Origin of the sequence: Haliea sp. (genome assembly GCF_041395985.1) — a bacterium.
GTDB lineage: Bacteria > Pseudomonadota > Gammaproteobacteria > Pseudomonadales > Halieaceae > Haliea.
Genome location: NZ_JAWKZJ010000002.1, coordinates 460495 through 473514 on the forward strand (window position 1 = coordinate 460495; position 13020 = coordinate 473514).

The following is a 13020-nucleotide window of genomic DNA, read 5'->3' on the forward strand; positions in this document are numbered from 1 at the left end:
ATAGCACTGATTGCCAAATTTCCGTAGCGCATGCACGCAGAGGGCCACTATCCGGTATTGCGCATACCCGCCGCGATACCGGCGAAGGTGACCATGATCGCCTGTTCAAGCACCCCCTGGGGTTCACGCCGCTGACGCTGCAGCAATTCCGCCTGCAACACATTGAGGGGGTCGGTGTAGATGTTGCGCAACTGAATGGATTCGCGAATCCAGGGCGAATCCGCAAGCAGGGTTTCGCCGCCGCTGATTTCCAGAACCGTATCTGCATCACGCTGCAAGGCGGATCGCAGCGACTGCCCCAGCCAGTGCAGTTCCTGCGGTACCAGACAGGCGTCGTAGTGCGCCGACAACCCGGCATCGGCCTTGGCGTAGACCATTTCCAGCATCGAGAGGCGCGTGGCAAAAAAGGGCCAGCCAGCCGCCATCTCACGCAAGCGCCCCGCGTGACCGGCATCCAGCGCCTGTCTGAGGGCGGCGCCAGCACCCAGCCACGCCGGCAACATCAGGCGGTTCTGGGACCAGGCAAAAATCCAGGGAATCGCGCGCAGGCTTTCGATACCACCGCCGCCGCGCCGCCGTGCCGGCCGTGAGCCGAGGGGCAGGCCAGCGAGTTCCTGCTCAGGCGTTGCATAGCGGAAGTAGGCAATGAAATCCGGCTCCTCCCGAATCACCCGCCGATACTCGGTGCAGGAGCCGGCAGCCAATTCCTCCATGAGATCACGCCACTCCTGGCGCGGCGTCGGTGGGGTTTGCAGGTTGGCGCGACAGATTGCGCTGGTGTAGAGCGCCAGGGTTTTCACCGCAAGCGAGGTCCAGCCCAGCTTGGTGCGAATCATTTCGCCCTGCTCGGTCACCCGCAGGCCCTGTTCCAGTGACCCTGGGGGCTGAGACAGCAGTGCCGCCTGTGCCGGCGCGCCGCCCCGCCCGATCGTACCGCCGCGGCCGTGAAACAACGTGAGGCGCACATCACTGGCGGCGCACACCGCCAGCAGCTCTTCCTGCGCCCGGTATTGCGCCCAGGCCGCCGCCAGTACACCGGCATCCTTCGCCGAGTCCGAGTAGCCAATCATCACCATCAGCTGCCCCTGGATGTGCCCGCGATACCAGGGATCCGCAAGCAGGGCCGTGACCACCTCGCGAGCCCGGGACAGGTCATCGAGGGTCTCAAACAGCGGCACCACCGGCAGGTCGAAGGGGCAGCCGGCCTCGCGCAGCAGCAGGTGCACCGCCAGCACATCGGAGGCCTGACGGGCCATGGAGATCACGTAGGCCCCCAGCGCCTCACGGGGCTGACGGGCCACCACCGCAAAGGTGGCCAGTACTTCGGCCACCGCCTCGCTGGGTGTCCAGCGGGGCGGCACCAGCGGGCGCCTGCTGGCGAGCTCCTGGCGCAGAAAAGCGCAGCGCGCATCCTCGTCCCAGGCGGCGTAGTCACCCAACCCCAGCCAGGTGGTCAGCTCGGAGAGCGCTTCCGTATGCCGTGCACTGTCCTGGCGGATGTCGTGGCGCAGCAGATGCACCCCGAAACAGCGTACTCTGCGCAGCAGATCCAGCAGGGCACCGTCCGCGATCACCTGCATTCCACAGGCCTGCAGAGAGTGGTAACAGAGGGAGAGCGGCTGCCACAGATCCTCCCGGGTCAACAGTGACGCACTGTCGGGAGACGCGCCGGCCAGAGCTGCCTCGATCGTCTGCAGGTCGCTTTTCAGCCGCTCGCGCAAGCGCCGCAGAACGGCGCGGTAGGGCTCGTGGGAACCATCGGCCGCCTCAGCGAGAGCCGGAACGCAGACAGTCATGGACAGCTCCTCCACCAATCGCGTCACGTCCTGCAGGTAGAGCTGGATCGCCTGCCAGCGGCTCAGCCAGAGCACTTCAGAGGTCACTTCGGCGGTGACGTTGGGATTGCCGTCCCGGTCGCTGCCCATCCAGGAACCAAACGTCACCGGAGCCGCCTCCAGGGGGAGCCTGCTGCCGCAGCATTCCTGCAGCGCCGCATCAAGCCGGCGCATGTACTCCGGCACCGCACGCCACAGGGAGTCCTCGACCACAGCGAAGCCCCACTTCGCCTCATCGACCGGGGACGGCCGCTCGGTGCGGAAATCATCTCCGTACCAGATCTGGGCAATCAGCTCACGCAGGCGGGTGTGCAGCTGTTCCTGTTCACGCCGGGTGAGGCCGCCCAGTTCCAGTTGTGACAGGCAGCGACCGATCTCGGTCTGCTTGTGGATCAGGGTGCGCCGCATGATTTCTGTGGGGTGAGCGGTGAGCACCAGGTCGATGCGCAGGGCCGCGACGGCGTTGACGATAGACTCAGCCGGAACGCCCTCCTCCAGCAGGGCTTCGAAATTGCCGCTGAGGTTGCGGGACGCTGAGAACAGGGGGTCCATCTGCCGTGACACGGTGTGGTGCTGGTCGGCAATATTGGCGAGATTGAGGAACTGGCTGAATGCCCGCGCTACCGGCACCAGCTGCTGGTTGTCCAGCGCGCGCAGCACCGCCAGCAGCTCGGCGTGAGCGGCATCCTCGCCGCCGGCCCGCGCCGACTTCGACAGGCGGCGGATTTTCTCCACGAGGTCCAGAAACTCGGGGCCGTTCGCCGCGGCGATCGTGTCGCCCAGCAGATGGCCGAGAAAGCTCACGTTGCTGCGCAACTCACTGTAATCGGAACGCTCACCGCTGCCAGCTTCCCGGGTGGCTACCACTGGCTGAACCTCCGCAACAGATCACACACGCGGGCCGAGTAGCCCCATTCATTGTCATACCAGTTAAGCACGCGCAGATAGCGCTCGTTGACAACCGCCGTGAAGCCCGCGTCGTAGATGGACGAGTGGGCATTGCCAATGATATCCGTCGAAACAATCGGTCGTTCACTGAAGGCGAGGATACCTTGCAGGGCTGGGGAGGCGGCGGCCGTGCGCACCGCCTCGTGCACCGCATCCACCGTAACCGGGCGAGCCAGTGTGACGAACAGATCGACCACTGAACCGTCGGGAACCGGTACCCGCGAGGCGATGCCGTGCAGGCGCCCCTTGAGCTGCGGCAGCACCTCACCCACCGCTCTCGCCGCCCCGGTTGAGGTGGGGATGGTGTTCTCCGCGGCCGCCCGACTGCGCCGCCAGTCCGAGTGCGGCACATCGGCGAGTCGCTGGTCGTTGGTGTAGGCATGCACCGTGTTGATCACGCCCTCTTCGATCCCGAAGGCGCTATCCAATACGCTTGCCATGGGCGCGAGACAGTTCGTCGTGCAACTGGCATTGGAGACAATGCGATGCTCCGGCCGCAAGCCATCATCGTTGACACCCAATACCACTGTGTAATCGATCGGGTCAGACGCCGGCACAGTGAGCACCACCCGACCCGCGCCCGCCCGCAGATGCCCCTCGAGCTGGCTTCGCTTGCGAAAGGCGCCTGTCGCCTCCACCACAGCATCGATGCCCATCTCTCCCCAGGGCAGGGCTGCTGGATCGCGCTCGCTGATCAGCTTGCAGCGTCCACCCGGGGTGACCAACTCGTCACCTTCCAGCGCGAGCGACTTGCCAAACGGACCCATGACGGTGTCGTAGTTCAGCAGATAGCGCAGGGCCGCATGGTCAAACAGGTCGTTGATTACCACGACCTGTATATCGGGGTCGTTCTCCAGAATGCGGAATACCGAGCGGCCTATCCGGCCAAAGCCATTGATTGCTACACGTATCATGCCGCCTCCTCAGTGTGGTCCAGTGCCGCATACAGACGCGCCACATCAAGCAGGCGTGCTGCGTGGCCCAGGGTCTCATACCAGCCCAGGGCCTTGATGGTGTGCTTGCCGGCCTTGATGGTGCCGCAGGCATCGAATACCAGCGAGTGGGGATTGCCAATGACGTCCGAGGACACCACCGGGTCCTCCACGACGGTCACAATGTCCGCGTAATCCCCCGCGTGGCGACGCATGCAGTCGTTGACGGCGTCAGCCGTTACCGCCGTGTCGGCGAAGACCAGGTTGACGTCAAGCAGGCAGCCCTGATGGATCGGCACATTCAGGGCGGAGGTCAGCACTTTGCCGGCGAGCGCGGGCAGCACGTGCCCCAGCCACGCCCCTGCCTCGTGCTGGTTGGGAATGATGTTCTCTGCAGCGGAGCGGCTGCGACGGAAGTCGCTGCCCGCATAGTCCTGCAATACCTGGTCGGAGGTGTAGGCGTGGACCGTGGTCATGCTGCCGCACTCGATGTCAAACTCCCCGGACAACGCATGCAACAGGAGGCACAGCGCCGTCGTGGTGGCCGAGCCTGCGGATATCATACGATCGGCTGCCTGAATGCTGTCGCTGTTGATCCCCGGCATGACGAGGCGATCAATGTGATCGCTGGGCAGGGTGCGCAACAGCACTCGCGGCGCACCCGCCTGTAGGTGCTGGAGCATGGCGTCACGCTGGCGGAACTTGCCGGTAGCGTCAATCACGATGTCCACCCCGAACATGTCCCAGGGCATTTCGGCGGGCGTATCGGTGCGTAACAGGCGGGTACGGAAGCGGCTGTTGTGGAGAAAATTGCCGTCAAGCCGGTAGCTTGCCGCCTTCATCTCCGAGCAGAGCAGATAGTGCAGGATGGCCGGATCACCAATGTCGGCTATGGCCACGATCTCGACATCAGTGCCGCGGGCGGCAAGGTCGTAGACCTGGCGGCCGATCTGGCCAAAGCCCATCAGCCCCACCTTGATGGGTCGTGCGTGTGTCATAGTCCCCCTCCTCCTGGCGTTGCGCCAGATTTCTGACCAGGTTTTGTCCACAAAATGTACGACAGCGCTCCGGCTTCGATCACGGACCGGTAATCCATCCGGTACAGCCCGCCGTAACTACCCCAAACGTACTGGAGATGCGACATGGAAACTGCACTGGCTGGAAACATTCCCTTCCCAAGCAAGATGTCAGCAGAGGCAGCCATCGTGCGCAATGCTCTGTTGGAACGCGGCCTGGAAACCCCGATGATACAAAACGGGCTCTCGCGTGACGAAAAGTATCGCCGCATCGTACAGTCCTTTACCGATATCACCCGCACGCTGGGCCTTGACCTGAATGACGACAGCCTGGCTGAGACCCCACACCGTATCGCGAAAATGTACGTGGATGAAATCTTTTCAGGGCTCGATTACTCACGCTTTCCGAAAATTTCCGTCATCGCCAACAAAATGCAGGTCGAAGAGATGGTGCAGGTGGATGACATTGATGTCGTCAGCACCTGCGAGCATCACTTTGTCACAATCGACGGCCGCGCCCGCGTTGCCTACATACCCAAGGACAAAGTGATCGGTCTCTCCAAAATCAACCGCATCGTGCGCTTCTTCGCCCAGCGCCCGCAAGTGCAGGAACGCCTGACCCAACAGATTCTCGTCGCCTTGCAGACGCTGCTGGATACTGACGACGTTGCCGTCACTATCGATGCTGTGCATTACTGCGTCAAGTCGCGCGGCGTGATGGACAGCAACTCCAGAACTCGCACCACGTCGCTGGGTGGCGCGTTCAAATCCGACCCGAGCACCCGGGCCGAATTCCTGAACTGATCCCCCCTGGGAATTCGGCTTTTTTCGCCCGGCACTGCCGGGCTTTTTTTTATCCCGGATTGCGGTTTTTCGTCTGCGGCAAAGCGTGTACCCTGCCCTCTCTACCACAGCACCATGCATCGACACCGGGCCTCCCATGAGAACACTGCTAACCCTCACCTCATTGCTGCTGTCGACAGCGCTGCTGCTGGTCGGCCAGGGGATGCAGTTGACGCTGCTGCCGCTGCGCGCCAGCCGCATCGGACTGTCAGACCTCCTGATCGGTGTCAGTGCATCGGCCTACTTTTTGGGTTTCGTCGCCGGCTGCCTGCTGATTCCGCGAATCATCGCCAAAGTCGGCCATATCCGCAGCTTCGCGGTACTCACGGCTATCATGATGAGCGCCATCCTCGCCCTGGAGACGCTGGATGGCTGGCTGCCCTGGCTGCTGCTCCGCTTCCTCACCGGCGCCATGATCTGCGGCCTGTACACAGTGATCGAAAGCTGGCTCAACGACCAGACCAGCGCAGAGTCGCGGGGCCAGGTGCTGGCCATCTACACCTTCATCATTCTTGCGGCGATGGCCCTGGGCCAGGTACTGATCAACGTCGGCCCCGTCGACAGCGCGACGCCATTTATCCTCGCTGCCATCTTCATGGCGCTGGCCATAGTCCCGGTGGGCCTCACCAGCCGTCTGGCGCCGGCACCCATCGAATCCACACGCATTCGCTTTAATCTGCTCTATCGCCGCTCCCGCGCTGCGTTCGCAGGAACCTTGCTGTCCGGGTTGGTGGTGGGCAGTTTCTGGGCACTCGGCGCCGTGTTTGCCCGGCGCTATGGCGACAGCATGGCTGATGTCACCTGGTTTATCACCGCGGGCATCGCTGGGGGTGCGCTGTTCCAGTATCCCATCGGCTGGCTGTCCGACCGCATCGACCGGCGTTACGTGCTCGTCTTCCTGAGTCTGGGGGCGATCGCCGCCTCCGCCGCGGTTGCGCTCACCGTACAGCACAGCGCGCATCTGGCTGCGGTGTTTGTATTCGGAGCAATGACCATGCCGCTCTATGCAATTTCTCTCGCAACGGCGGCTGACAATTCGTCGGCTGAAGAGTTTGTGGAGATCGGTACATCGGTATTGCTGCTGAATGCCCTGGGTGCGGCCTCTGCCCCCATTCTGCTCGGGCAGTTGATGAGCCTGTACGATGCCACGGCGCTTTTCTGGTCTTTCGGTGCGCTGTGTGCGGTGTTTACCGTGTACCTTGCCATTCAAACGCGGGACAAGGGCCAGGTGGTCGCCGCGAAAGACCAGGTGCCCTTCTCCGCCGCCGCTACCGAGGCGGCGCCGACCGGTTTTGGGCTTGACCCGCGGGGACCGGAGGACGCCGTGGGTGACCTGTTACCCACGGACACGCAGGGCCACGATGAGTTCCAGACTGAGCCAGAGGCGGACGCACAGCAGTCCACTCGCTAGCTGTGTGCCGCCCGCGAGGCTGAAACGTTCAGTCCGCCCAGTGCAGGATCACTTGGCGCTCTTCAGCTGCGCTGCGCGCGAGGCCCTCGGCAAGCTCACCGTAGCGCTCTTCTACCTTCTCACGACGTATTTTCAGCGTTGGCGTCAGCACCTCGTTGTCGATGGTCCACTCCTGTCGGGAGAGGATCACTGCGCCAATACGCGCGTGCTTTTCCACCGCTTCATTGATGCTCTGCACCGCCTCGTGTATTGCCTGTGCAATCTCCGCCTCCGCCTGCTCGCGTGACGCCTCCGCCAGCTGGCGGGCCGCCTCATTCAGCACGGCCACCATCACGGTCTTGGAAAAGCCGCGACCGAGCAGGCAGTGCTGTTCCGTGTGCGGATTCTTGGCAAATTCGCCTTCAATGGGCGGCGGCGCGACAAACTTGCCCTGAATGGTTTTGAAATACTCTTTGACGCGGCCCGTCAGGTAAATAAAGCCATCTTCATCAACCCGGGCCTTGTCGCCGGTGTGCAGCCATCCGTCCCGGATCAGCTCCGCCGTCTTGTCCGGTTGTTTGTAGTAACCCGGCGTGCAACCGTCGGCGCGCACCACCAGCTCACCCTCATCGGTGATCCGGTACTCAACCTCCCCAATGGGCTTGCCGATAGAGCCAACACGCCGTGAATCGTGGCCGCTGACGATCACTCCCATGGCCTCAGTCTGGCCGAAACCCTCCATCAGAATCAGCCCCAGGCGCTCCCACCATTCGATCAGCGACGGCGGCGTCGGCGCGGCGGCCACCAGGCAGTACTCCACCTGATCAAGGCCAAGACCCTCCAGCACCAGCTGCCCAATGCCCGCGCTGTCCTGGCTCAAGGCCTGCTCCAGCACCTCGTTGCCGCCGAACTTGGCGATCACTGCCTGCTTCAACTGCTCCCAGACACGGGGCGGACCAAAGAACATGTGCGGCCGCGTGCGCTGCAGGTCTGCTGCCAGCGTCTCCAGACCCTGGTTAAAACTGACTTCGCCGCAACAGGTCAGGGAAGAAAACTCGACAATCTGTCGCTCGGCAATGTGGGACAGTGGCAGATAGGAAAAATAGCGGGCCTCGTCTCGCGTCCCAAACGTAGACCGGAAGCGCGTGATGGGCACGAGGTTACTGCGGTGCGTCTGGATGACGCCCTTGGGCAGGCCGGTAGTGCCCGATGTGAACACCAGCGAAATCACATCATCGGGCTGGCAGCGGTACTTCGGCAGCTGACCCCGCCATTCCGCCAGCAGATCTTCCCACCTCAGGTGCGGCTCCTCCAGCTCTACTCCGGGGAGTGTGATCAGCGTGATGCCCGCCGGAAGTACCCCCCTCACCGCGTTCCAGTTCGAGGTTTCGCCAACGATCAGCGCTTTGGTTTCGGTGAAATCCAGAATGTACTGGGCCGTGGATGCGGGCAGCGTGGTGAACATGCTCACCGTGACATTGCCGGACTGGATAATCGCCAGATCCGCCATAAACCAGTGCGCACAGTTGCGCGATAACAGCCCGATACGCTCGCCGTGGCCGAAGTGATGCTCCAGCATGGCGGCCATAGCATTGACAGTGGCGTGGGCTTCCTTCCAGGTCACATCCCGGGACCCCTCTGGCAGCAGGTCCTTCAACCAGACTCTATCCGGCGTTTCCGCAGCCCAGTGGGCCAGCAGTTTATCGAGTGTGTCAGCCTGCATGGTATTGTCCTCTCTTATTGTAATTCGAGATGCCGGTAAACGGGGCCGGAGCACCCGTCCGATCCAGTGTACAAAACCCCGCGTGGCTTGCCACGCAAATTCGTCCTCAGCGCAGTTCCAGGGTCTGCTGCCCTGTGCCGGTCGGCGTTCCCCGCTGTGCGACACCGGCCTGCCCCATATCGGGACGCTGGGCCCGGTTCAGGCCAACGGGCAGCCGCTCCAGTGCCCCGCGGCCCCAATCGTGCTGGGGCAGCCGCGCGGTAATGTCGTCCACATCCACGACCGGCAGCAGCCCGACCAGCGGCTGTACCGAACGCCCGCCGCCCACGCTGTCGTCGCGACCATGCCAGCTGCCACCCACCAGGCGGTGTTGCTCGCTGAAGGTCAGCAACAAGGCTTCATTGCGGGTGCTGGCCCGGCCGACATCGAGGGACAGGAAATCCACACCCAGCGCACCGAGGCTGACGCCCAGCACGTTCTCCGTCACCTGCCAGGATTCCCAGCCGAGCACGTAGCCCCCGGGTATGGCGGACACGCGCAATGGCGGCCCGAGCCTCGAGAGAATATCGCCGGTACTTAGGTCCGTGACGGGCGTATTGGCCAGCGCCGCGGCCCCGGGGGGGAGGCTCTCGCCGAGGTTGTAGTGCCACTGCGTGCAGCCGCCGAGCAACAGCGCGAGTGCCAGCAGCGACACGCGCCGCGCATCAGCCATTGTCGGCTGCCGCAATGCGACTTGCCGCATCAGTCAGCAGGCCGTTTTCGTCGAAGAAAAAGATCGCGCGATCATACTGCGTATCGATCTGCATGCGGTTATACAGCACCAGCACGATACCCTCGCCGTCGGAGCGCTCGAACAGGTAATAGAGAATCGACTCACCTTCAAGCGCGATGACCTGGGACGGTGGTCCAAGCGCGGCCATTACCTCGGCCCGCGTGGTCACGCCCGGCTGGAGCGTGTGCATATAGGCGTCGGTCCAGCCGGCCTCTACGCCCCGGCGGTTTTCGTATTGGGCACAGCCCGCGACCAGCAACAACAGGAAGGGCACTAAACAGCGGGCTACAGGTGTCATCATTGATCTCGCACGGCTTGTATTGGGCGATTATACGCCCGGAAACGGCGAACGGACTGCCCGCTCGCCCCTGTCGACCTCAGCCCAGCAGAAGGTCACTGCGCTGCACCACCTCCTGCCGGAAGGCAGCCGTCTTTTCGCTGTACTCACGGGAGTCGATCGTGGACACATAGCGCCACTCAGCGGTGAGTGACTCCGGCGTAAAGCGGGTGACCAGATAACCGCGGTCGATCAGGTTGGCGTACACGAGATCATCGACCAGCGTCGCAATGAGGGGCGAAAACAGCCCGGCCACATCGCGGCCCAGCACGTCCTCCAGCCCCGGCGAGCTGACACTTGCGGTTGCCAGTTCCACGCCCACCACCTCACCCGTGCTGGCGAAGAGCTGTGACGCCCAGGCGTTGTGCGTATCTCCCGCCAACGCGACCAGCCGACTGTTCATCTGGCGTGCCACTTCCAGCACGCGGTCACGCTCGAAAGCATACCCGTCCCAGGCGTCGAGATTGTAGGGAACCGCCGAGTCCAGCAGCGCCTGTTCTTCCGGCGTGCGCTCCTCTGGTGCCTTGTTCTTCGCCGTCACTGCGGCGAGCACCGCGGCGGTGCCGGCTGCCAGCGCATCGCCACCGCTGATGCTGGGCTCCAGCGCTTCGAGGATGGGGGCCGGCAACAGGTAGCGCGCCATCAACACCTGCTGGCCAAGCACTTGCCAGCGGGCTGTGGATTCGATCAGCTGCGTCTCCAGCCAGGCCAGTTGCTCTGCACCGAGAAGCGTGCGATCGGACGCATTGCTGGCAGCCCGCGTTGCCTCGACGTCAATGCGACCACCACTGACAAAGTCCGGGTAGACATACTGCCGGTCACGGCCAATCACACGTGTGTCCAGCATAATCAGGTCCAGCAGATCGCCGTAGGGCAATCGCCGGTAGATGATTTCCTGCTCACTCGCAGGGGGGCGTACCGGTAGCCATTCGTACCAGGCCTGTATCGCGGCGGCGCGCCTCTCTGAATACTCGCCCTCCGTCGCCGGATCATGATTCTCCGCACCCTCCCGCCAGGCATCATTGGCAATCTCGTGATCGTCCCAGACAACGATGAAGGGGTGCGCGCTGTGTGCTGCCTGCAGGTCGGGGTCAGTGCGGTACTGCGCGTAGCGAGTCCGGTAATCCACCAGGCTGAACAACTCGCCAGCGGGCTGTACCACGCGCCCCAGGGCTTCGGCATTGGCGCTGGCGTAGCCACCTGGTGCGTACTCGTAGATATAGTCACCGAGGTGCAGCACGGCATCGACCGGCTGTGCAGCCACCTCGCGGTATACGTTGAAGTAGCCCGCGGGGTAGTTGGAGCAGGACACCACGGCAAACGCCGCCGACGCAGTCGCGCCTGCCGGTGCGGTGCGGGTGCGACCCACACTGGAAAGCACCTCACGCACGCGGAAGCGATAGAAATACGTGGTACCCGCCGCCAGCCCGGTAACGTCCGCCTTGAGCGTAAAATCCACAGTTTCGTCGGTATTCCCGCGACCGCTGGCGACAAGATTGGCAAAGCCCTCATCGCTCGCAACTTCCCAGTCGACGGTGACAAATCCGGGCTCACGCGGGGTCACGCGAGTCCAGATAATCACGCGATCCGTCAGGGGGTCGCCGGAGGCTATACCGTGATTGAAATCGGCAGCGACGCCCTCAGGCAACGGCAGGGCATCGCTGCTGTCCGAACAGCCAGCGAGATTACCGCCCAGCAGCGGCAAAAGAGAAGCAGCCGCAATGCCCTTCACCAGAGTACGGCGGCGCAAATGAGGATGATCGGTCATGGTGTGCTCCGTAAGCAACGCCGCGACTCGCGGCCGGTAGAGCACACAGAATTACAGCAATCGTGTTACCGGCGCAAGCGCGCCAGAGGGCCCGTCAACGGCCACGACCGCCGCGCGACGGCGTACGGCCATTGTCCTTGCGACGGGCCTGCGCGCCGCGGCCCCCGGTACCCGCGCGAGTTCGGCGACGTGCCTGCGCGGGCGCGCCGTCGCGTGCCGCTGACGGCCCGCTGGGTGGTTTTTGCCGTCCACGGGCCGATGCGGCCGGGCGCCCCTTTGCCGGGCCTCCCTTTGCGGACCGCCCCCGGGGCACCGCGTGCTGGGGTTCAAAGCCTTCAATCTCTTCCCGCGGCAGGGTTTTGCAAATCAGGCGCTCGATGTCATAGAGGTAATCAGCCTCGTCAGCGCTGACCAGTGAATAGGCCTGCCCGGCGGCACCCGCGCGCCCTGTGCGACCGATTCGGTGCACGTAGTCTTCCGCGACATTCGGCAGATCGAAATTCACCACCTGGGGCAGCTGCTCGATATCCAGCCCCCGCGCGGCGATATCCGTTGCGACCAGGGCCTGTACACGCCCCTGCTTGAAATCGGCCAGGGCGCGGGTGCGTGCGTTCTGGCTTTTATTCCCGTGAATGGCGACTGAACGGATACCGTTCTGTTCCAGCTGCTGGCTGAGTTTGTTGGCCCCGTGCTTGGTGCGGGTGAACACCAGCACCTGATCCCAGCCGTGCACTGCGACCAGATGGCTCAGCAGTTCCGGTTTGCGCTTCTTGTCTACCGGGTATACCCACTGCTGCACCGTCTCGGCGGTGGCATTGGGCAGACTGACTTCTACACGGACCGGTTGCCGCAGATACCCCTGCGCCAATTGCGTGATCGGCCCGGAGAACGTCGCCGAGAACATCAGGGTCTGGCGGCGGGTGGGCAGCAGCGTGACGATGCGGCGGATATCGTGGATGAAGCCCATATCCAGCATGCGGTCGGCCTCATCCAGAACCAGCACCTCCAGATCGCGGAAATCCACGAACCCCTGTCCGTGCAAATCGAGCAGCCGGCCCGGCGTGGCGACCAGCACATCGACGCCGCGGCGCAGCTGCGCAATCTGTGGGTTGATGTTCACACCGCCGAATACCACCGCAGAGCGAACGCCATCATGTCTCCCGTAATCGCGAACACTCTCCTGCACCTGCGCGGCCAGCTCACGGGTGGGCGTGAGCACCAGGGCACGGCAACGGTTTGGCTGCGCCCGCGGGCCGCCCGCAAGGCGCTGCAGCAACGGCAGCGTGAATGCGGCGGTCTTACCGGTTCCGGTCTGGGCAGCGGCCATGACGTCCCTGCCCGCAAGAATCAGCGGTATCGCCCGGGCCTGGATGGGAGAAGGTGTTTGATAGCCCTGCTCGGCAACGGCGCGAAGCAGGCTGGGCGACAGCCCCAATGTGTCAAAGGTCATCAGCAG

10 protein-coding genes are annotated in these 13020 nt (G+C 63.5%); 2 read left to right on the forward strand and 8 right to left on the reverse strand.

The window, feature by feature from the left end:
• Window positions 1-47: 47 nt before the first annotated feature.
• The 3 genes from ppc to R3E49_RS05720 are packed head-to-tail and all read right to left on the reverse strand — an operon-like array spanning window position 48 to window position 4713.
• Window positions 48-2702 (reverse strand): phosphoenolpyruvate carboxylase, encoded by a 2655-nt coding sequence (ppc, locus tag R3E49_RS05710; protein ID WP_371294154.1) that lies wholly within the window; start codon window positions 2700-2702, stop codon window positions 48-50.
• Entirely contained in the window at window positions 2696-3697 is a 1002-nt protein-coding gene (gap, locus tag R3E49_RS05715; protein WP_371294155.1) for a type I glyceraldehyde-3-phosphate dehydrogenase, read from the reverse strand. The genes ppc and gap overlap by 7 nt, the downstream gene beginning before the upstream one ends.
• Window positions 3694-4713, reverse strand: coding sequence for a type I glyceraldehyde-3-phosphate dehydrogenase (locus tag R3E49_RS05720; RefSeq protein ID WP_371294156.1), 1020 nt, complete (start codon window positions 4711-4713; stop codon window positions 3694-3696). The genes gap and R3E49_RS05720 overlap by 4 nt, the downstream gene beginning before the upstream one ends.
• Before the next feature lie 144 nt (window positions 4714-4857).
• Here R3E49_RS05720 and folE point away from each other — a divergent pair, with 144 nt between their 5' ends.
• Window positions 4858-5535 carry a GTP cyclohydrolase I FolE gene (folE, locus tag R3E49_RS05725; RefSeq protein WP_371294157.1) on the forward strand — a complete coding sequence of 226 codons (678 nt, stop codon included), beginning with the start codon at window positions 4858-4860 and terminating at the stop codon, window positions 5533-5535.
• A gap of 136 nt (window positions 5536-5671) precedes the next feature.
• Window positions 5672-6985: an MFS transporter gene (locus R3E49_RS05730; RefSeq protein ID WP_371294158.1), complete on the forward strand. Its 1314-nt coding sequence runs from the start codon at window positions 5672-5674 to the stop codon at window positions 6983-6985.
• A 28-nt stretch (window positions 6986-7013) separates the two neighbouring features.
• Here the strand turns inward: R3E49_RS05730 and R3E49_RS05735 are convergent, their stop codons facing one another.
• The 5 genes from R3E49_RS05735 to R3E49_RS05755 all read right to left on the reverse strand — a co-directional run bounded on the left by R3E49_RS05735 (window position 7014) and on the right by R3E49_RS05755 (window position 13014).
• Window positions 7014-8687: an AMP-binding protein gene (locus R3E49_RS05735; protein WP_371294159.1), complete on the reverse strand. Its 1674-nt coding sequence runs from the start codon at window positions 8685-8687 to the stop codon at window positions 7014-7016.
• A gap of 106 nt (window positions 8688-8793) precedes the next feature.
• Window positions 8794-9399 (reverse strand): hypothetical protein, encoded by a 606-nt coding sequence (locus R3E49_RS05740; protein WP_371294160.1) that lies wholly within the window; start codon window positions 9397-9399, stop codon window positions 8794-8796.
• Window positions 9392-9760, reverse strand: a complete 369-nt coding sequence (locus R3E49_RS05745) for a hypothetical protein (RefSeq protein WP_371294161.1) — start codon at window positions 9758-9760, stop codon at window positions 9392-9394. The genes R3E49_RS05740 and R3E49_RS05745 overlap by 8 nt, the downstream gene beginning before the upstream one ends.
• Window positions 9761-9836: 76 nt before the next feature.
• Window positions 9837-11564, reverse strand: coding sequence for an alkaline phosphatase (locus R3E49_RS05750; RefSeq protein ID WP_371294162.1), 1728 nt, complete (start codon window positions 11562-11564; stop codon window positions 9837-9839).
• A gap of 94 nt (window positions 11565-11658) precedes the next feature.
• Window positions 11659-13014 (reverse strand): DEAD/DEAH box helicase, encoded by a 1356-nt coding sequence (locus R3E49_RS05755; protein ID WP_371294163.1) that lies wholly within the window; start codon window positions 13012-13014, stop codon window positions 11659-11661.
• Window positions 13015-13020: the final 6 nt, after the last annotated feature.